The following is a 19992-nucleotide window of genomic DNA, read 5'->3' as shown; positions in this document are numbered from 1 at the left end:
GACATGCGCAACGAGGGACTGGGGTCGTGGCCCGCACGCCGGGCCCGCAAGACCCCGCACCGCACCGCCCTGATCCACGGTGAGCACGCCATCGACTACGGCACGCTGCACACCCGGACCACGCGCCTGGCCCACGCCCTGCGCGCCCGGGGCGTGCGCCGCGGCGACCGGATCGCCTACCTCGGCCCGAACCACCCCTCCTACCTGGAGACCCTGTTCGCGGCCGGCACGCTCGGCGCTGTCTTCGTCCCGCTCAACATCCGCCTCGCCGGGCCGGAGATCGCGTACCAGCTCGCCGACTCCGGCGCGAAGGCCCTGGTCTACGGCCCGTCCCACGCCGGTCTGGTCGCGGGCCTGCCGGGCAGCACGGACGTCCGCGCCTACGTCGAGGTGGGGCCCGAGTACGAGGCGGCGATCGCCGAGGCGTCCGCGGAGCCGATCGACGAACCCGTCGGCGCCGACGACACCTGCATCATCATGTACACCTCGGGCACGACCGGCCGCCCCAAGGGTGCCATGCTCACCCACGGCAACCTCACCTGGAACGCGGTCAACGTCCTCGTCGACACCGACCTGATCGCCGACGAGCGCGCCCTGGTCTCGGCCCCGCTGTTCCACACGGCCGGGCTGAACATGCTGACCCTGCCGGTCCTGCTGAAGGGCGGCACCTGCGTCCTGGTCGAGGCGTTCGACCCGGACGCCACCTTCGACCTGATCGAACGGCACCGGATCACCTTCATGTTCGGTGTGCCGACCATGTTCGACCAGGTGGCCCGGCACCCGCGCTGGCCGGCCGCCGACCTGTCGTCGCTGCGGATCCTGACCTGCGGCGGCTCCCCGGTCCCGACCCCGCTGATCGCCGCCTACCAGGAGCGTGGTCTGACCTTCCTCCAGGGCTACGGCATGACCGAGGCCGCCCCCGGCACGCTCTTCCTCGACGCCGAGCACGCCGTGAGCAAGGCGGGGTCGGCGGGCGTGCCGCACTTCTTCAGCGACGTCCGCGTCGTACGGCCCGACCTCACGCCGGTCGACGTCGGCGAGGTCGGCGAGGTCGTGGTGCGCGGGCCGCACGTGATGCCCGGCTACTGGGGGCTGCCCGAGGAGACGGCCGCGTCCTTCGCGGACGGCTGGTTCCGCAGCGGCGACGCCGCCCAGGTCGACGAGGACGGATACGTCCACATCGTCGACCGCATCAAGGACATGATCATCTCGGGCGGCGAGAACATCTACCCCGCCGAGATCGAGGACCGGCTCCTCGCCCACCCGGACATCGTCGAGTGCGCGGTGATCGGGGTGCCGGACGACAAGTGGGGCGAGGTGCCGCGCGCGGTCGTCGTGCCCCGCGCGGGCGCCGCGCTCGACCCCGACGAGGTGCTCGCCGGGCTCGCGGGACACCTCGCCAAGTACAAGATCCCGAAATCGGTGGTGCTGGCGGACGAACTGCCCCGCACCGCCTCCGGAAAGCTCCTCAAGTCCCGTGTGCGCAAGCGCTACGGCAACCAGTAAGGAACCGTATGAGCATCACCGTCAACGGCCTCGACGAACTGAAGAAGCTCGCCGGGAGCGACCTCGGCACCAGCGAGTGGATCGAGGTCACCCAGGAGCGGATCGACACCTTCGCCGACGCCACGGGCGACCACCAGTGGATCCACGTCGACCCCGAGCGCGCCAAGGAGGGCCCCTTCGGCGCCCCCATCGCGCACGGCTACCTCACGCTCTCCCTCTTCATCCCGCTCTTCACCGAACTGCTGGACGTCCAGGGCGTGACGACGAAGGTCAACTACGGCCTGAACAAGGTGCGCTTCCCCGCTCCGGTGAAGGCCGGCTCCCGCATCCGGCTCACGGCGAGGCTCGCCGAGGTCGAGGACGTGGCGGGCGGTGTGCAGATCACCGTCGAGGGCGCCATCGAGATCGAGGGCGGCGGCAAGCCGGCCGCGGTGCTGCAGAGCCTGTCGCGGTTCTACGCCTGAGGCCGCGCGGGCACCAGGTCCAGAAGGCGTTCCGAGGCGGCACGGGCGAGCGGTGAGAGCCGCTCGTGCACGGCCCGGAACGTCTTCTCGGCCTGTTCCGCCGGCCAGTCGTCCGGCAGGTGCTTGACGGGCAGCCGCGGGTCCCGCCGGACGATCCGCAGCCACTCCGTCTGGAGCCGCAGCCGCAGCACGAGCGCCTCGTCGGCCTCCGGGAGACCGTCCTCCCAGGGCTGCCAGCGCCGTACGAACCCCGCGTAGCCGGCGGCCAGGTCGGACAGCTCCCAGGTCTCCTCGATCATCTGGCCGATGTCCATGCCGGCGTCCGCGTGCGCCCGGAACACCTTCACGTGCGCGGACAGGCCGAGCTCGGCCACCAGGGCCGACACGTCGACCTCGCCCGGGGCGATCCACAGGCCGTTGAACAGCGGGCCGAAGCCGCTCCAGGTCAGCTGGGAGCGCAGGTCGTGGCGCTGGCGCTGCCAGGACTCGGGCAGCGAGAAGCCGAGCAGCGTCCAGGTGCCGTCCCAGTGCCGGTTGACGGCACCGGTCTGCCAGATGCGCCGCTCGCCGTCGCGCAGCACCGCCGCCGAACGCTCGGTCAGCCCGAAGTACATGCGGCGGCCCTCGCGCTGGCGGCGCAGCAGGCCCCGGCCCACCATGCGGGTCAGCGTGGACCGGGTGGCCTGCTCGCCGATCCCGGCGCGGGCGAACACGTCGATGACGCTGCCCGAGTACACGCACACGTCACGGCCGAGCACCTGGTCGCCCAGGAACGTCAGCATGAGGGACTGGGGCCGCAGCGACTCTTCACCGGTCACGCGGCCCACCGTACCTCCGCCCGATCAGTCCGTGACCTGCTGGTACGCGTGCACGGCCGTCGCCACCGCGCACACCCCGGGCGGGATCATCCGCACCCGCAGGGTGCCGCCGCTGCTGGCAGCGTTTACAGACTCGTCACCGGGCCGGTGACCGGCCGCCCGTCGACCCCCCTTCCACGTCGACGAACACGGGGTTCGCATAGAACCACGTATCGGCCCACGGGTCACCGTCCCCGGGCGCGTGCGGCACCGGCCCGTGCGGGTCGACCGCGGCGCCGAGGTAGCCGGTGCCGTGCCGGTTGCCGTCGCTGCCGCGCAGCCGGACGTAGAAGGACTCCTCGCCCGCGGTGAGCGGGATGCGCAGGGTGTAGGTGCCCGTGCGGCCGGACACGTCCTGCGACCGGACGACCCGCGTGTCGGGGGCCTTCCAGGAGTCGCGGTCGGTGACGGGCCCGCGCACCGCGCCGCGGATGACGTCCACGTGCGCCAACTCGGGCAGGATGCCCTGCGGGTTGGGGCGGGAGGCGGTCGTCACCGTGACCTCCAGCGTCAGCCTCTCGCCCGCGCGGACCCGCAGCCGGCCGCCGAGCGTCACACCCCGGCCCCGGTCGCGCTCCCGCTTCAGCCGGACGTCGAGCCCGTCGAGCAGATGCCCGTGGTCGACCCAGACGCGGCCCGCGCGCAGCCCCGCCATGACCGCCCGGTAGCCGTAGCGCGTCACCCCCACGTGGGTGCGGCTGAACTGGCCGGGCCAGAAGTCGCTGCCGGGCTGCGGGGTGGTGGTGTTCACCGGGTCGGGCAGCTTCCCGGTGGTGTCGAAGCTCTGGCCGGGCTGCCAGTCGCCGTTCTTCCAGGTGTCGAAGACGATCCGGTGGGCGTCGGAGTTGGTGGTGACGGAGAACAGCCGGCCCTCGGCGAGCATCGAGTCCCACAGCCCGCCGACGGTCGCGGTCGCCCAGTCGAAGCCGCCGTAGGTCAGGTAGGCGTCCGCCGGGTAGCCGGGCCAGGACTGCGCGGACGGCTTGTTCTCGTACTCGCCGCGGATCGAGTTCGCCCCGCGCCAGCCGGGGATGGCCGCGCCCTGGGCGCCGGGCGCGCCCTCCATGCCGATCATGATGCCGGGGGCCGCGTCCCGCCAGTTGCGCATCTCGTGCGGGGAGTCGATGCCGAGGCGCATGGGATGGTTGGCGAGGACCAGGACGTCGTCGACGTAGCCCGAACGGCGCTGCTCGGCCAGCCACTTGAGGGCCTTCACGGCGTGCGCCTCGTTGCGGGCGGTGTCCGCGTCGGCGGGGCCGCCCTTGTCGTAGGCGAGGAGCTTGCCGTCGTAGGCGCGCTCGAAACGGGTGAGCACGTCGACCTCGTGCGGGCCGGGCGCGGTGAACACCGTGCAGTGCTCGGCCGCCGGGATGTACCACTCCAGGCCCTGGAAGATCAGCTGGCGCGGGTTCTCCGCCCGCGCCCGGAGGATCTCCTCGTGCTCCAGCGCCGCGCCGAAGTCGGCGTGCCCGAAGTTGGAGTGCTCGGTGAACACCATCCAGTCCAGGCCGTACTTCGCGCCCGCGGCGGCCAGTTGGGAGAACGTGTACTTGGCGTCGTGGCTGTAGACGGTGTGGATGTGATGGTCGCCGACGAGGTAGGCGAGGCGCGGGTCCTCGCCGCCCAGCCGTCCACCGGCACCGGCCGCCAGGACCGGGGGCGCCGCCGAGCCCAGGGCGAAGGCGGCGCCGAACAGGCCCGCGCGACGCAGGAGCCCGCGGCGGGAGACGCCCTGCGGATCGAGGGCGGCGGGGGAGACGGACGGGTCGGCCCAGGCGGGCAACTGCTGCTCGGTCATCACGGGTCCTCGCCGGTCAGTGGTTCATGAAGGAGGTGACGGGCAGTGCCCGGGCGACGATCCGGACGTCGCCGAGCCGTCCGCGCAGGATCTGGTCGATCTTCCCGCCGTACTCGTAGCCGCCGAGCAGCCAGGGCAGGCCGACGGAGGTGATGCCGACCGCGGACGCCCTGGGATTGCGGACCACCGGGCAGCCCTCGACGTACAGCGTGGTGTGCGTGCCGTCATTGACGACGGCCAGGTGCCACCAGGTCTCCAGCGGGGTCTCCTGGCCCCAGTTGGTGGCGATGCCCTCCTGGTTGAGCGGGCGCATCGCCCACTGCGGTTCGCGGTCGTTGGAGAGCGACAGCGTGGCGAGCGGCTCGTCGGGGTCGTCGGCGGTCTTGCCGGCCGCGCCGCCCGTGCCCGTCCGGCTCACCAGACCCGACCAGGCGTTGTGGTCCGGCTCCCAGTCGGCGGGCAGCCGGTAGAACGCCTCGATGGTGTAACCGTCCTCGAAGGTGGCCCGGTTGAGCGGGGCGCCGTCGACCGTGCGCAGATAGGCGCCCTTCAACGGCGACTTGAAGCCCTGGAACTCCAGGCTGCCGTGGCCCGGCTGGTCGGGGTGGTGGTCGGCGGACCAGCCCAGCACCCCGCCGCCCACCGTGACCAGCGAGAGGTCGTTGCCGCGCCCGGACAGGTCGCGGACCGTGCCGTCCGCGCCGTCGACGGGCTGCTCGAAACGCCAGTAGGCGACGGTGCCCGGCACCAGCATTTTCGACACGGGCCGCGCCGGCCGCGCGGACACGGGCGCGAACCCGGAGAAGCGCTCCTGGAAGTCGATCTCGACGGAGAACCGGTCGGCGTCGCCGCTCAGCTCCATCTCCTGCCGCTCCAGCTCGTTGAGCCCCTTCTTCGCCCGGCCCAGGATCCACGGGGAGACCGTCTCCACGTCGATGACGTTCCGATCCAGGTCGAAGCGGTAGAGGCGGATCATCGCAGCGCCGCCGAAATAGCGGTTCTGGTAGTTCGTCAGGTGCAGGTGGACGTCGTTCCCGGCCGCGTTCCTGCGGGTGGCCCGGGCGGCGGGCCAGTAGTGCCCGTTGAGCGTGAGGAAGATCTGGTCGTGGTCCTCGATCAGCTCGTCCCACAGCTGCTGCCCGTAGGCCGACAACGCGTCGTCCTCGACGACCAGTTCGTGGGTCGTGAGGATCACCGGCGTCCTCGGGTGCCGCGCCATGACCTCCTTCGCCCACGCGTATCCCTGCGGCGACAGCCGCCAGTCCAGCGCGAGCACCATCCACTCCCGGCCGCCCGCCGTGAACAGGTGGAAGGAGTTGTAGCCGTCCGGGGAGGCACCGCCGAACGTCCGCTGCCCCGCGAACCGCCGCGGCCCGAAGGCGTCCAGGTACGGTGTCGCACCGCGCTGGTCGCTCGTCGACGACCTCACGTCGTGGTTGCCGGCCAGGACGCTGTAGCCGACGCCCCGCCGGTCCAGCAGCCGGAACACCTCACCGATCGCCGCGAACTCCTCCTTCGCGCCGTTCTGCGTGAGGTCCCCGAGGTGCGACAGGAAGACGATGTTCTCCTCCCGGCCGTGCTCCAGCAGATAGCGCAGCGAGGCCTCGACCGGCGCCCTGTCGATGCTCGGCCCGTCGAAGAGGTACTGGGTGTCGGGCATCACGGCGAGCGTGAAGCGACGGCTGTCCGGGTCGGGGCGCCAACTCGACGCGGCCGCCTCGGCGGTGACGGCGGGCAGCGCGCTCACCGCGGCGGCGGTGGCGCCGAGCAGCGCGGTCGCCCGCAGGAAACTGCGTCTGCCGGCACCGGCCTGGGGCGCCTCGCCCAGGTCGTGGTCATGCGAAGTGCACACGGGTGCTCCATGAGGTGACGGGGGGAGGAACTCAGAGAACGCGCAGCGTCCAGCTCCAGCGATGGACACCGGCCGGGACGAGGTACGAGGCGAAGGTGTCGGGCCCGCACGAGGCCGTGCCCAGCCCGCGGTGCGCCGCGTCGATGTGCACCACGCACCCGGCCCGCGGCACCAGTTCGTCGTGGTGCGCGACGGCGGCGAGGTCGGCCGCGCGATGCCGGGTCACGGAGACCTGGCGGGGCCGGTCGAGCCGCACGGCGAGGCCGGTGGCGTCCGGCGCGGACAGCGTGAACCGCCGTACGCCGTGCCGCCCGCCGCTCTCCTGGGGCCGCAGATAGGGCGTGAACAGCTCGTCCACCGGCAGCGCGTGGTGCCCGACGGGCGCGCCCGCGGCCCGGTCGGGATACGACTCCCAGGGGCCCTGCCCGAACCACTCCCACAGGTTCAGCCCGGCGACCGTCTCGAACACCGAGCCGACCCGGGCCACGTCGTGCAGCGCCTCGGGCAGCTCGGCGCACTCCTCGACGAGCAGCCCGTCCTCGACGGCCGTGAACACCTGCTCGTGCCGGACCGTCCCGCCCGCGCAGACGTGGTCGGCGACCACGGTCACGCGCCCCGGGGCGCGCCGCACGGCGACGACCTTGCGGGTGGGCGCGTCCAGCCCCCAGTCCCGCCAGCGGGCCGCCATGCCGCCCAGTTCGTCGTTGTCGGTCGGGGCGCGCCACAGGGACAGCACGGGCGCGGCCGTCAGCAGCGGATGGCGCAGCAGGCCGTCCTCGTCGACCTCGACCTGCCGGTTCCCGACCGGGGTGTGCGCCATCTGGGGTGCCGCCCGCAGCCGCACCTGGGGCAGGCACACGACCGTGCCGCGCGGCGCCCACGGCTCGTCGCCGGCCGTGGTGACCCGCAGCGTCAGCCACGCCTCGCCACCGTCCTCGGGCAGCGCGAACGGCAGCGGCACGGCGGCCGTCTCACCCGGGCGCAGGTCGGGCAGCTCGGCGGGTGCCGTCAGGGTGCCGCCGTCGGCGAGGGACAACTCCCACTCGCCGGACAGCCAGTCCAGGCCGCGGAAGTGCTGGTGGTTGCTCAGGACGACGCCCTCGTGCCGGAAGCAGTCGATCCGCAGGGGCGCGGCGATCTCCCGGTGCTCGAACATCACGGGCTTGGGGGTGCGGTCGGGGAAGACGACACCGTCGGCGATGAACGCGCCGTCGTGGTCCGTCTCCCCGAAGTCGCCGCCGTACGCCCAGCGGTGCCCGGGCGCGGCGACACCGTTGTCGTAGAGCCCGGCGCCCCCACGCCCGGCCGGTCTGCCGTCGTTCACACGCTGGAGGATGCCGTGGTCCCAGAACTCCCAGATGAACCCGCCCTGAAGACCCGGGGTGGCCTCGATGGCCGCCCAATGGTCCGCCAGCGTGCCGTTGCTGTTGCCCATCGCGTGCGAGTACTCGCACTGGATGAGCGGCTTGGTCTGCGTCCCCGACATGGCGTGCGCGATGCACTCCGGCAGCGGCGCGTACATCGGGCAGGCGATGTCGGAGGCCACGTCCGGGTCGGCCCAGCCGAGCTTGGCCGCGCCCTCGTACTGCACGGGCCGGGTCGGATCGTGCCGACGGACCCAGCCCGCGGCCGCGTCGTGGTTCGCGCCGTAGTCGGACTCGTTGCCCAGCGACCAGACGATGACGGACGGGTGGTTCTTGTCGCGCAGCACCATCCGCGCGACACGGTCGACGAACGCGCCCAGGTAGCGCGGGTCGTCGGCGATCTCGTGCGCGTGGTCGTGGGACTCGATGTCGGCCTCGTCGACGACGTAGAAGCCGAGCTCGTCGGCCAGGTCGTACAGGGCCGGGTCGTTCGGGTAGTGCGCGGTGCGGATCGCGTTGAAGCCGAACCGCTTGAGCAGCACGAGGTCGGCGCGCATGTCGTCGTACGACACGGTCCGTCCCGTCAGCGGATGGAAGTCGTGCCGGTTGACGCCCCGGATGAACACGCGCTCGCCGTTGACCAGCAGGTCCCGGCCGTGGATCTCGACGTCCCGGAAGCCGATCCGGTGACGTGAGGTGTCGGCGACGGTGCCGTCGGCGCGGTGCAGCCGCACGGTCAGCTCGTACAGCTCGGGCGTCTCGGCGCTCCAGACGCGCACGTCGGGCACGGCGGCCCGCAGCCGGGCCTCGCCGAGGAAGCCGGAGACGCGCTCGTCCTCGGCGTTGGCCCGGTCGAACTCCGCGTCCTGCGTGAGCAGCTGCCCGTCCAGCTCCCCGCTGACGTACCAGCCCTCGGGCAGCGCTCCGCCCGCGTCCCGCACCCGGCAGTCCACCCGCAGCTCCCCGTCCCGCCGGGCGCGCACGGTTACGTCCGCGAGATGCAGCGGGTCGGTGGCGTACAGCAGCACCGACCGGGTGATCCCGCCGTGCCACCACTGGTCCTGGTCCTCGATGTGCGAGGCGTCCGACCACTTGACGACGGTCAGGCGCAGCACGGCCCGCTCGCCGGGGCGCACCACGCCCGTGAGGTCGAACTCGGCGGCCAGGTGGGAGTCCTTGGAGATCCCGACGGGCCGCCCGTCCACGTGCACCAGCAGCACGCTCTCGGCGGCGCCCACCTGGAGCACGATCCGCCGCCCGGCCCACTCGGCCGGCACGTCCACCGCGCGCTCGTGGACGCCCGTCGGGTTCGCGGCGGGCACGTCCGGCGGGAACTCGGCGAACGGCATGCGGACGTTGAGGTACCGCGGAAGGTCGTCCGTGCCCTGCATGGTCCAGACCCCGGGCACGTACGACGACGACCAGACCTCCCCGAGCGGGGCGTCCGGGGCGGGGAGCAACTGGAAGCGCCAGTCGCCGTCGAGGCAGACGGCTCCGGAACGCCGGTCCACGGCGTTCGTCGGCAGTCGCCCCCAGGAGGTCAGCTCGGGTGCCGCCCAGGGGCGCAGGGCGATCAGGGGATCGAGGGGTGCGTCGTTCATGACCATTCCGAAGTCGGGGCGGTGGGCCGGGCCAGAACGCGCCCCTGCAGCTCCCAGGCGGGGTCGGCGGGGATGCCGAGGCGGTCCAGGACGGTGGCGGCGATGTCGATGAGGCGGGGGGTGTCGAGCCGGGTGCCGCCGGGCGCGCCGGGCTCGGCGAGGATGACGAAGACCTCCCGCTCGGCACGCGTGTCGCCGCCGTGGCCGCCGGAGTCGAGGTGGCCGTGGTCCGTGGTGACCAGCACGGTCCAGTGCTCGTGGGCGGGTCGCGCGTCGATCGTCGCCAGGAGCCGCCCGAGGTGGGCGTCCTGGGCGAGGAGGGCCTCGTCGTAGGCGGGGGAGAGGGGGCCGGTGGCGTGGCCGGCCTCGTCGGTGGCGCCGAAGTACACGAACAGGGCGTCCGGGTCGTCCTCGGTGAGCCAGCGGACGGCGGTGTCGGCGACGAGGCGGTCCGCGGTGGTGTAGCCGTCGGACTCGCCGTCGTGGCGCACCCGCCGGCCGATGGCGGCGCCGAGGACGCCCCGGTCGACCAGCTCCGGCCAGGACACCACCGCCGCCGTGCGCAGACCGGGCCGGGCGGTGGCGGCGCGGCTCAGGAAGTCGGGGTAGCGGGTGTAGTCGGAGCCGAGGAAGTCGTTGCCGGTCACGCCGTGCCGGTCGGGCCACACCCCGGTCAGCACGCTCGACCAGCCGGGCCCGGAGTCGGTGTAGGCCGCGTCGGCCGACGGTCCGTCCTCGGCCCGGCCGTAGGGGAGCAGGCTGGTGCCGTGGGCTCCGCGGGTCATCAGGCCGTGCAGTACGGGTGCGGTGGCCGGGGAGCGGGTCAGCCGGTCGTGGCGCAGGCCGTCCATGCCGACGACGAGGACCTTGCCGTGCGCGGTGACCTCGGCGTCTGGCATTGCCTACCCCTCTCGTCCAAGAGCTCGGGACCGACTGTCGGTTCTTGGGTGCGCGTCCGCTGTGGTTGATCGCGCAGTTCCCCGCGCCCCTTTCGGGGCGCCCCCCTCAGCTTCCTTGCACCGCTCCCTCCGTCGCGCCCGCGATGAAGCCCCGGGCGAAGATCGTGAAGACCACGACCAGGGGGACGGACGCCATGAGCACGCCGGCCATGACCATGCTGTAGTCGGTGGTGTGGCCGACGTGCAGCTGGGCGAGCGCCACCTGGAGGGTGAGGTGGCCCGGGTCGGTGAGCACGACGAGCGGCCAGATGTAGTCGTTCCAGGCGCCGACGAAGGCGTAGATGGCGAGGAAGGACAGCGCCGGCTTGATCATCGGCAGCACGATGTTCCAGTACTGGCGGAAGAACCCGGCGCCGTCGATGCGCGCGGCGTCGAGGAGTTCGTCCGGTACGCCGTTCTCGATGTACTGGCGCAGCCAGAAGATGCCGAAGGCGTTGGCGAGCGCGGGCGGGACGAGCGCCTTGAGCGAACCGACCCAGCCGATGTCGGACATGAGGATGAACTGCGGCAGGACGGCCAGCTGGAGCGGCAGCATCATGAAGCCCAGCAGCGTCGCGAAGAGCACCCGGCGCCCGGGGAAGTCGAACTTGGCGAAGGCGAAGGCCGCCAGCGAGTCGACGAACAGCACCAGGACGGTGGTGACCGACGCGACGACGACCGTGTTCAGCATCGACCCGAAGAAGTCGATGGTGTCGAGCACGTGCCGGATGTTCTCCAGCAGGTGGGATCCGAAGGTCAGCTTCGGCGGGCTCTTGTAGATGTCCTCGGTGGTGTTCGTCGCCATGACGATCGTCCACAGGAACGGGAAGACCGAGATGAGGACGGCCAGGACGAGGACGATGTGCGCGGTCAGGCCTTTGGGGCGCCGGGACCGCCTGGTGACCACCGCGGTCATGACTTCCTCCCGCGCTGCACTACGCGCCAGTTGATGACGACCATGACCAGGATCAGGACGAAGAAGGCCCACACGATGGCGGCGCCGTAGCCGTAGTCGTTGTTGACGAAAGCGGACTGGTAGAAGTACAGCAGCGTGGTCAGGCCCGCCTGGCCGGGGCCGCCGAGGTTGGGGTTGGCGGCGTTGCTGCCGAACAGGACCTGCGGTTCGCTGAAGCTCTGCAGGCCGTTGATGGTCGAGATGACGACCGTGAACAGGATGATGGGCCGCATGATGGGCATGGTGATCTGGAAGAACGTACGGATCGGCCCGGCGCCGTCCAGCTTGGCCGCCTCGTAGATCTGTGTCGGGATGGCCTGGAGACCGGCCAGGTAGATGATCATGTTGTAGCCGGTCCACATCCACGTCATCAGCAGCGCGATGACCAGCTTGATCAGCCACGGATTGCTCAGCCACGGGACGGGCGAGATGCCGACCACGCCCAGGATCGCGTTGACCAGGCCGAAGTTGTTGCTGAACACCGCGCCGAAGAAGATCGACACGGCGACGATCGAGGTGACGTTCGGTACGTAGAGGGCGATGCGGTAGAAGCCCTTGAAGCGGCGCACCGAGTGCAGCAGCGTCGCCAGCACCAGGGCGCCGAACAGCGTGGGAACGGTGGACAGCACCCAGATCACCAGGGTGTTGCGGATCGACAGCCAGAAGACCGGGTCCGACCACAGGAACCGGAACTGGTCCAGTCCCACGAACTGCATGGTGCCCATGCCGTCCCAGCGCTGGAAGGCCAGGTACAGCGAGTAGAAGACCGGGAAGAACGAGAAGCCGATGAAGATCAGGAAGAAGGGCGAGATCGCCAGGTACTGCCGCCAGTAGGACAGCACCCGGCGACGCGTCGGCCGCACGGCGCCCGCGGGCGGTGTGCGCCGCGGGCGGAAGCGGGCCGGGCCCGGCCCGCCGGGGTGCTGGGGCACCGCGGCGGGACCGGTGACCGGAGGTGACGTCACCTCACTTCACCCCCTGTCGCCGGGCGATCTGCTTGGCCTGGGCGACCGCGTCCTTCCAGGCGTCGTCGGGCTTCACGCCCTTGGCCTCGATGCTGGTCAGCCCGGTCATGAAGGGGGCCATGACGGCGGCGTCGGCGGGTGCCTCGTAGGCGGCCGGGATGGACTTGGCGGCCGGGCCGAAGACTTCGATGACCTTCTGACCGCCGAAGAAGGGGTCGCCGCCCGTCATGGCCGGCATGGAGTACGCGGCCGGCGCGGCGGGGAAGATCGCGGCGTCGGCGAAGCCGCGGGCGTCGTTCTCCGGGCTGAGGATCCAGCTGATGATCTTGAATGCCTCTTCGGGGTTGCGGCACTGCTTGGGCAGGGCCAGGTAGGAGCCGCCCTGGTTGGCCGGTCCGCCGGGCGTGGCACAGACCCGCCAGTCGCCCTTGGTCTTCGGGGCCGCCTGCTCGATGTCCAGCGCGTGCCAGGCCGCGCCGAGTTCGGTGGTGAGGTTCTTGCCGATGGCGGCGTTCCAGGTGTTGTCGTTGATCTTGGCGTCGATGCCGAGGGTGTAGGGGCGGACGGCCGTGTTCCACGCCTGGCGGATGTGGTCCTGGTCGCCGATGAAGCGGTTGTCCCTGTCGATGAACCGCTCGGTGCCCTGGCCGACCGCGATGTTGAACACCGAGCTGATGTTGTTGATCAGGTAGGTGCCGGGCAGCTTCTTCCCCAGCTCGGTGCCGAGCGCGAAGTACTCGTCCCAGGTCCCGGCCTGTGCGGCGACCTTGTCGGGGTCGGTGGGCAGCCCGGCCTTGTCGAACAGGTCCGCGCGGTAGAAGAGCGCGGTGGGGCCGATGTCGATCGGGAAGCCGATCTGCTTGCCGTCCTCGGTCTGGGCGAGCTTGGTCTTCCACTCCAGGTACTGGGAGGAGACCTTCTTGAAGCCCAGGTCGTTCAGGTCGAGGAAGCGGTTCGCGTTGGGCAGGAAGGACGCGATGTCCTCACCCTTGATGCCGGTGATGTCGGGCACGGAGGTGCCCGCCGCCAGAGTGGTGGTCAGCTTCTGCTTGAAGTCGCCGCCGATGGAGGCGACGGTCAGCTTCACCTGCTTGCTGAAGTGCGTCCTGGCTTCCGCGACCACCTTGTCGCTCAGCGCGCCGCCCCAGTACCACATGGTGAGGTTCTTGCCGTTCTTGGTGCCGGCCGAGCCTGAGCCGTTGCCGCACGCGACGGTCAGGCCGGAGGCGGCCGCGGTGAGCGCGGCGGCCTGGAGGAAGCCTCTACGGGAAAGATCCACGGGTCACTCCTGTTGTTGCTGTTCGACGTGCTGAGGGGATTCGGGGGTCAGTGCCGCCGTTCGGGGGCGCCCGGACCCAGGGGCATGAGAGGGGCCGGCGGGGTGACGGGGGCGTGGCGCACCGCGGGGCCGACGTTGGCCGGGATGCGGTCGGCCAGGAAGCCGTACGCCCGCCGGAGGTCGGGGTCCGTCAGCGAGCGCCACCAGCGGTCCACGCCGTACCAGCCCGGGGCGGCGAGGGCCCCGCCGTGGTGCCGGACGGACAGTCCGGCGGCGAGCACCGCGAACCGCAGCCGCTCCGCCAGCGGCCAGCCGCCGAGCGAGGCCGCGACGAAGCTCGCGCCGAAGACGTCCCCGGCGCCCGTCGCGTCCAGGACGTCGGTGTCCAGGGCCGGGACCTCCGCGTACTCGCCGGTGATCTGGTCGACGGCGACGGCCCCCTCCCCGCCCCGCGTGACCACGGCGACCGGCACCAGCTCGGAGAGCGTGCCGAGCGCGGCCACCGCGGTGTCGGTGCGGGTGTAGGCCATCGCCTCGGCCTCGTTCGGGAGGAAGGCGTGGCACAGGGCCAGCTGCTCCAGGAGGGCCGTCGACCACTCCTGGGTGGGGTCCCAGCCGACGTCGGCGTAGATCCGCGTGCCGTTCGCGGCGGACTTGGCGAGCCACTCGCGGGGCTCGGCCTCGAGGTGCACCAGGGCGGTCCGCGCCTGGGGCGGGTCGCCCATCAGCACGTCCTGCGAGTACGGCGGCTCCTGCCCGTGGGTGAGCAAGGCCCGGTCCTGGCCGTAGGCGACGGAGACGGTGACCGGGGTCGGCCAGTCGTCCGCCGTACGGGAGAGCGAGAGGTCGACGCCTTCCTGGTCGCACAGGACGTCGCGGCAGTGCTCGCCGTAGAAGTCGTCGCCGAACACCGTGGCCAGGGAGGTCCGGAGGCCGAAACGGGAGGCGGCCACCGCGAGGTTCGCGATGCCGCCCGGGCCGCAGCCCATGCCCCGGGTCCAGATCTCCTCGCCCGGCGTCGGCGGCTTTCCCAGCCCCGTGAGGACGAGGTCGTAGAAGAGCAGCCCGGTCAGCAGCACATCGGGCCGGTCGTCGTCCACGGATGCGTCCTCTCGCTCGGGGCCTCGACGGAGATCGTCAAAACTCTTCATTTCGGTGAGCGGAATCGTGCGCCGATCGGAGAGATTGGTCAATACCCGAGCAGAAATGAGCATGGCATTGATTGAAGATGACGAGTAGTGTGCACCGCGTGCTGGCAGAACGACGACACCAACTCATCCTGCGGGCCCTGCGCTCCGGCGGCCCCGCAGCTGTGACCGACCTCTCCGAGCAGCTGGGTGTGAGCCCGGCCACCATCAGGCGTGACCTGGTGAAACTGGAGGAGGACGGCCTGCTGACGCGTGTCCACGGCGGCGCCGTGGTCGAGGAGGGCGACCAGCCCTTCGCCGAGGTCGCCGAGGTGCGCGTGGCCGAGAAGGACGCCATAGCGGAGCGCGCCGCGGCGATGATCAGCGACGGCCAGTCGGTGCTGCTGGACATCGGGACGACCGCCTACCGCCTGGCCCGGCAGCTGCACGGCCGCCGCCTCACCGTGATCACCAGCAACCTGGTGGTCTACGAGGAGCTCGCCGACGACGAGGGCATCGAGCTGGTCCTGCTCGGCGGCATGGTCCGCCGCGAGTACCGCTCCCTGGTCGGCTTCCTCACCGAGGACAACCTGCGCCAGCTGCACGCCGACTGGCTCTTCCTCGGCACCAGCGGCGTGCGGCCCGGCGGGCAGGTCATGGACACCACCGTCGTGGAGGTGCCGGTCAAGCGCGCCATGATCAAGGCCGGTGAGAAGGTCGTGCTGCTCGCCGACGCGGCGAAGTTCCCGGGGCACGGCATGGCGAAGGTCTGCGGTCCCGAGGACCTGGACGTGGTGGTGACGAACGAGCCGGTCGACACGGCGACGCGGGCCTCCCTGCAGGAGGCGGGCGTCGAGGTCGTCGTGGCGGGAAAGGTGCAAGCGTGAGGCTGACGATTCTGGGCGGCGGAGGATTCCGCGTGCCACTGGTGTACGGGGCGCTCCTGCAGGACCACGCCGAGGGCCGGGTGACCCACGTCGTCCTGCACGATCTGGACGCCGGACGGCTGTCGGCGGTGACGCGCGTCCTCGCCGAGCAGGCGGCCGGTGTCCCCGACGCCCCCGAGGTGACCGCCACCACCGACCTCGACGAGGCCCTCACCGGCGCCGACTTCGTGTTCTCCGCGATCCGCGTCGGCGGACTGAAGGGCAGAGCCGACGACGAGCGGGTGGCGCTGGCCGAGGGCGTCCTCGGCCAGGAGACGGTCGGTGCCGGCGGCATCGCCTACGGCCTGCGCACGGTCCCGGTCGCCGAGGACATCGCCCGGCGGGTGGCCCGGCTCGCGCCCGAGGCGTGGGTCATCAACTTCACCAACCCGGCCGGCCTGGTCACCGAGGCCATGTCCCGCCACCTCGGCGACCGCGTCATCGGCATCTGCGACTCCCCGGTCGGCCTCGGCCGCCGCATCGCCCGGGTGCTCGGCGCGAACCCGAAGGAGGCGTGGATCGACTACGTCGGCCTCAACCACCTCGGCTGGGTCCGCGGCCTGCGCGTCGCCGGCCGGGACGAGCTGCCGCGCCTGCTCGCCGACCCCGACCTGCTCGGCTCCTTCGAGGAGGGCAAGCTCTTCGGCACCGACTGGCTGCGCTCCCTCGGGGCGATCCCCAACGAGTACCTGCACTACTACTACTTCAACCGCGAGGCCGTCCGCGCCTACCAGCAGGCCGAGAAGACCCGCGGGGCCTTCCTGCACGACCAGCAGGCCCGCTTCTACGCCGAGATGCGCAACCCCGACGCCCCCGCCCTGAGGGTCTGGGACGACACCCGCGCCGAGCGCGAGGCCACCTACATGGCCGAGAACCGGGAGACCGCGGGCGCCGGTGAACGCGACGAGGACGACCTGTCCGGCGGCTACGAGAAGGTCGCCCTCGCCCTGATGCGGGCCATCGCCCGGGACGAGCGCACCACCCTGATCCTCAACGTCCGCAACCAGCACACGCTGTCGGTCCTGGACACGGACGCCGTCATCGAGGCCCCCTGCCTCGTCGACGCCAACGGCGCCCACCCCGTCACCGTCGACCCGCTGCCCGACCACGCCACCGGCCTGGTCTGCGCGGTCAAGGCGGTCGAGCGCGAGGTGCTGGCCGCCGCCGAGTCCGGCTCCCGCGCGACCGCTGTGAAAGCCTTTGCCCTGCACCCGCTCGTCGACTCCGTCAACGTGGCCCGGCGCCTCGTCGACGGATACACCGCCGTCCACCCCGGCCTCGCCTACCTCAAGTAGAGCCCTCAGGAGACCTGTCCCATGCATGACGAAAGCCGCCGGATCGAAGAGCGCGTGCAGCGCCTCCACGACCAGCGCATCAAGACCGCGGTCTACGCGGCCACCGTCCCCTTCCAGGTGGAGGCGTGGCAGGCTCCCGGGGAGCCGGTGCCCTTCGAGGAGGCCGCCGCCGCGTCCTACGAGCCGTTCGCGATGGGCACCCCGTGGGGCCCGCCCTGGGGCACCACCTGGTTCCGCATGCGCGGACAGGTACCGCGGGAGTGGGCCGGCAAGCGCGTCGAGGCCGTCATCGACCTCGGCTTCGTGGGCGACTGGCCCGGCAACCAGGCCGAGGCCCTCGTCCACCTCACGGACGGCACCCCGCTCAAGGCCGTGAACCCGCTCAACCAGTACGTCCCGATCGCCAACCCGGCGACCGGCGGCGAGACGGTCGACTACCTGGTCGAGGCCGCCTCCAACCCGGACATCCTCGCGGACAACTTCTCCAAGGTCACGCCCCTCGGTGACAAGCTGACCGCGGGCGACAAGCCGCTCTACACCTTCCGCGCCGCCGACCTCGCCGTCCTCGACGAGGAGGTCTGGCACCTCGACCTCGACGTCCAGGTGCTGCGCGAACTGATGCTGGAACTCGGCGAGCACGACCCGCGCCGGCACGAGATCGCGCACGCCCTCGACCGGGCCATGGACCTGCTCGACCTGGACGACGTCTCCGGCTCGGCCGCCGCTGTGCGCGAGGCGCTGAAGCCGGTGCTGTCCAAGCCCGCGCACGCCAGCGCGCACACCGTCTCCGGTGTCGGCCACGCCCACATCGACTCGGCCTGGCTCTGGCCGATCCGCGAGACCAAGCGCAAGACGTCCCGCACGTTCTCCAACGTCACGTCCCTCGCCGACGAGTACGAGGACTTCATCTTCGCCTGCTCCCAGGCCCAGCAGTACGAGTGGGTCCGCGACAACTACCCCAAGGTGTGGGCCCGCATCCAGGAGTCGGTCAAGAACGGCCAGTGGGCGCCGGTCGGCGGCATGTGGGTCGAGTCCGACGGCAACCTGCCCGGCGGCGAGGCCGTCGCCCGCCAGTTCGTCCACGGCAAGCGGTTCTTCATGGACCACTTCGGCATCGAGACCAAGGGCGTGTGGCTGCCGGACTCCTTCGGCTACAACGCGGCCTACCCGCAGATCGCCAAGCTCGCCGGCAACGAGTGGTTCCTCACCCAGAAGATCTCCTGGAACCAGACCAACAGGTTCCCGCACCACACCTTCTGGTGGGAGGGCATCGACGGCACCCGCATCTTCACCCACTTCCCGCCGGTCGACACCTACAACGCCCGTTTCAGCGGCGAGGAGATGTCCCGCGCGGTCCGCAACTACGCCGAGAAGGGCGGCGCCTCCCGCTCCCTGGCCCCCTTCGGCTGGGGCGACGGCGGTGGCGGCCCCACCCGCGAGATCATGGAACGCGCCCGCCGGCTCGCGGACCTGGAGGGCTCCGCGAAGGTCGTCGTCGAACACCCCGACGACTTCTTCGCCAAGGCCCGCGAGGAGTACCCGGACGCGCCCGTGTGGGTCGGCGAGCTCTACCTGGAGCTGCACCGCGCCACCTACACCTCCCAGGCCCGCACCAAGCAGGGCAACCGCCGCTCCGAGCACCTCCTGCGCGAGGCCGAGCTGTGGGCGACCACCGCCGCGCTGCACGCGCCGGGCTACTCCTACCCGTACGAGAAGCTCGACCGGCTCTGGAAGACGGTGCTGCTGCACCAGTTCCACGACATCCTGCCCGGCTCCTCCATCGCCTGGGTGCACCGCGAGGCCGAGGCCGAGTACGCCCGTGTCGCCCGTGAGCTCCAGGAGCTGACCGCCGAGGCGCTCGCCGCGCTCGGCCCGGGCGGGCCCCGGGTCTTCAACACCAGCCCGCGCGACCGCGCCGAAGTGATCCGGACCGAAGACGGCGCACCGGTGTACGTGGAGGTGCCCGCGAGCGGCTCCGCGCCCCTCACCGACGCCGAGCCCCCGCAGCCGGTGACGGTGAGCGGCCGGGTCCTCGACAACGGACTGGTCCGGGTCGAGGTCGCCGAGGACGGCACCCTGGCGTCCGTGCGCGACCTGCGCGCCGACCGCGAGGTCCTCGCCGAGCCGGGCAACCTGCTCCGCCTGCACACCGACCTGCCCAACTACTGGGACGCCTGGGACATCGACAAGCACTACAGGAACCGCTACACGGACCTCCTCGACGCCTCGTCCGTGACGGTCGTCGAGCAGGACCCGCTCATCGGCGCGATCCGCGTCGAACGGGACTTCGGCAAGGGCTCGAAGATCACCCAGACGATCACCGTCCGCGCCGGCAGCCCCCGCATCGACATCGAGACCGACATCGACTGGCACGAGACCGAGAAGATCCTCAAGGCGGCCTTCCCGGTCGACATCCGCGCCCCGCACTCCTCCGCCGAGATCCAGTTCGGCCACATCCAGCGCCCCACCCACACCAACACCAGCTGGGAGGCGGCCCGCTTCGAGGTCTCCGGCCACCGCTGGGTGCACATCGGCGAACCCGGTTACGGCGTCGCCGTCATCAACGACTCCACCTACGGCCACGACGTCTCCCGCACGGTCCGCGAGGACGGCGGCACCACGACCACCGTCCGCCTCAGCCTGGTCCGCGCCCCGCGCATCCCGGACCCCGAGGCCGACCAGGGCCGCCACCGCCTCACCTACGCGCTGCTGCCCGGCGCGACCATCGAGGACGCCGTCGCCGAGGGCTACGCCCTCAACCTCCCCCTCCGCGTGGCCGACGCGGCCGGCGCCCCCGCACCGGTCGTCTCCGTCGACGGCGAGGGAGTGACGGTGGAGGCGGTCAAGCTGGCCGACGACGCCTCCGGTGATGTCGTCGTACGGCTCTACGAGTCCCGCGGCGGCCGCGCCACCGGCGTCCTGCGCACCGGCTTCCCGCTCGCGGGCGCCCAGGTCACCGACCTGCTGGAGCGCCCGCTGGAGGACGCCGAGACGGCGGACGGCGGTGTCGCCGTCGCCCTGCGGCCCTTCCAGATCCTGACGCTCCGCCTGCGAAGGGCCTGACC

14 protein-coding genes are annotated in these 19992 nt (G+C 71.6%); 5 read left to right on the top strand and 9 right to left on the bottom strand.

Annotation, left to right across the window (positions count from 1 at the left end; all coding sequences use genetic code 11):
- The first annotated feature begins 3 nt into the window (after positions 1–3).
- Both ACSUPV_RS05970 and ACSUPV_RS05965 read left to right on the top strand, forming a co-directional pair.
- Positions 4–1506 (top strand): acyl-CoA synthetase, encoded by a 1503-nt coding sequence (locus tag ACSUPV_RS05970; protein WP_382610303.1) that lies wholly within the window; start codon positions 4–6, stop codon positions 1504–1506.
- A gap of 8 nt (positions 1507–1514) precedes the next feature.
- Positions 1515–1970, top strand: coding sequence for a MaoC family dehydratase (locus tag ACSUPV_RS05965; protein ID WP_031112177.1), 456 nt, complete (start codon positions 1515–1517; stop codon positions 1968–1970).
- On the opposite strand, the gene ACSUPV_RS05960 is transcribed toward ACSUPV_RS05965, so the two are convergent.
- The 9 genes from ACSUPV_RS05960 to ACSUPV_RS05920 form a co-directional block, all read right to left on the bottom strand.
- Positions 1961–2788: a PaaX family transcriptional regulator gene (locus ACSUPV_RS05960; RefSeq protein ID WP_031112179.1), complete on the bottom strand. Its 828-nt coding sequence runs from the start codon at positions 2786–2788 to the stop codon at positions 1961–1963. The two genes, ACSUPV_RS05965 and ACSUPV_RS05960, sit on opposite strands and share 10 nt — an antisense overlap.
- A gap of 136 nt (positions 2789–2924) precedes the next feature.
- Positions 2925–4625: a PHP domain-containing protein gene (locus tag ACSUPV_RS05955; protein WP_436947069.1), complete on the bottom strand. Its 1701-nt coding sequence runs from the start codon at positions 4623–4625 to the stop codon at positions 2925–2927.
- A 16-nt stretch (positions 4626–4641) separates the two neighbouring features.
- Positions 4642–6477, bottom strand: a complete 1836-nt coding sequence (locus ACSUPV_RS05950; RefSeq protein ID WP_436947068.1) for a LamG-like jellyroll fold domain-containing protein — start codon at positions 6475–6477, stop codon at positions 4642–4644.
- Positions 6478–6508: 31 nt separating this feature from the next.
- Complete coding sequence (locus ACSUPV_RS05945) at positions 6509–9442, bottom strand: glycoside hydrolase family 2 TIM barrel-domain containing protein (protein ID WP_436947067.1); 2934 nt, start codon at positions 9440–9442, stop codon at positions 6509–6511.
- Complete coding sequence (locus ACSUPV_RS05940) at positions 9439–10341, bottom strand: alkaline phosphatase family protein (protein WP_382610291.1); 903 nt, start codon at positions 10339–10341, stop codon at positions 9439–9441. Before ACSUPV_RS05940 ends, ACSUPV_RS05945 begins: the two co-directional genes overlap by 4 nt.
- A 106-nt stretch (positions 10342–10447) precedes the next feature.
- On the bottom strand, positions 10448–11296 hold the full coding sequence (locus ACSUPV_RS05935) for a carbohydrate ABC transporter permease (RefSeq protein WP_031112188.1): 849 nt from the start codon (positions 11294–11296) through the stop codon (positions 10448–10450).
- The gene (locus ACSUPV_RS05930) at positions 11293–12177 is read right to left on the bottom strand and encodes a carbohydrate ABC transporter permease (protein WP_031112190.1); all 885 of its coding nucleotides are present in this window, start codon (positions 12175–12177) and stop codon (positions 11293–11295) included. Before ACSUPV_RS05930 ends, ACSUPV_RS05935 begins: the two co-directional genes overlap by 4 nt.
- A gap of 124 nt (positions 12178–12301) precedes the next feature.
- Positions 12302–13579 (bottom strand): ABC transporter substrate-binding protein, encoded by a 1278-nt coding sequence (locus ACSUPV_RS05925; protein ID WP_037769440.1) that lies wholly within the window; start codon positions 13577–13579, stop codon positions 12302–12304.
- A gap of 47 nt (positions 13580–13626) precedes the next feature.
- Positions 13627–14679: a carbohydrate kinase family protein gene (locus ACSUPV_RS05920; RefSeq protein ID WP_031112192.1), complete on the bottom strand. Its 1053-nt coding sequence runs from the start codon at positions 14677–14679 to the stop codon at positions 13627–13629.
- A gap of 149 nt (positions 14680–14828) precedes the next feature.
- Here ACSUPV_RS05920 and ACSUPV_RS05915 point away from each other — a divergent pair, with 149 nt between their 5' ends.
- The 3 genes from ACSUPV_RS05915 to ACSUPV_RS05905 are packed head-to-tail and all read left to right on the top strand — an operon-like array spanning position 14829 to position 19990.
- Positions 14829–15593 carry a DeoR/GlpR family DNA-binding transcription regulator gene (locus ACSUPV_RS05915; RefSeq protein ID WP_031112193.1) on the top strand — a complete coding sequence of 255 codons (765 nt, stop codon included), beginning with the start codon at positions 14829–14831 and terminating at the stop codon, positions 15591–15593.
- Positions 15590–16927: a 6-phospho-beta-glucosidase gene (locus tag ACSUPV_RS05910; RefSeq protein WP_436947066.1), complete on the top strand. Its 1338-nt coding sequence runs from the start codon at positions 15590–15592 to the stop codon at positions 16925–16927. Before ACSUPV_RS05915 ends, ACSUPV_RS05910 begins: the two co-directional genes overlap by 4 nt.
- Before the next feature lie 21 nt (positions 16928–16948).
- Positions 16949–19990 carry a glycoside hydrolase family 38 C-terminal domain-containing protein gene (locus ACSUPV_RS05905; protein ID WP_436947065.1) on the top strand — a complete coding sequence of 1014 codons (3042 nt, stop codon included), beginning with the start codon at positions 16949–16951 and terminating at the stop codon, positions 19988–19990.
- The last annotated feature ends 2 nt before the right edge of the window (positions 19991–19992 follow it).

The organism is Streptomyces sp. SudanB52_2052, from assembly GCF_964272415.1.
In the GTDB taxonomy this organism is placed as follows: Bacteria; Actinomycetota; Actinomycetes; order Streptomycetales; family Streptomycetaceae; genus Streptomyces; species Streptomyces olindensis.
This window is presented reverse-complemented; position numbering and strand designations above follow the sequence as displayed.

Bases quoted from the DNA above. Each gene is read 5' to 3' on its own strand.
- ACSUPV_RS05945 (WP_436947067.1), bottom strand. From the start codon at position 9,442: ATGAACGACGCACCCCTCGATCCCCTGATCGCCCTGCGCCCCTGGGCG.
- ACSUPV_RS05905 (WP_436947065.1), top strand. From the start codon at position 16,949: ATGCATGACGAAAGCCGCCGGATCGAAGAGCGCGTGCAGCGCCTCCAC.
- ACSUPV_RS05970 (WP_382610303.1), top strand. From the start codon at position 4: ATGCGCAACGAGGGACTGGGGTCGTGGCCCGCACGCCGGGCCCGCAAG.
- ACSUPV_RS05935 (WP_031112188.1), bottom strand. From the start codon at position 11,296: ATGACCGCGGTGGTCACCAGGCGGTCCCGGCGCCCCAAAGGCCTGACC.
- ACSUPV_RS05955 (WP_436947069.1), bottom strand. From the start codon at position 4,625: ATGACCGAGCAGCAGTTGCCCGCCTGGGCCGACCCGTCCGTCTCCCCC.
- ACSUPV_RS05965 (WP_031112177.1), top strand. From the start codon at position 1,515: ATGAGCATCACCGTCAACGGCCTCGACGAACTGAAGAAGCTCGCCGGG.
- ACSUPV_RS05940 (WP_382610291.1), bottom strand. From the start codon at position 10,341: ATGCCAGACGCCGAGGTCACCGCGCACGGCAAGGTCCTCGTCGTCGGC.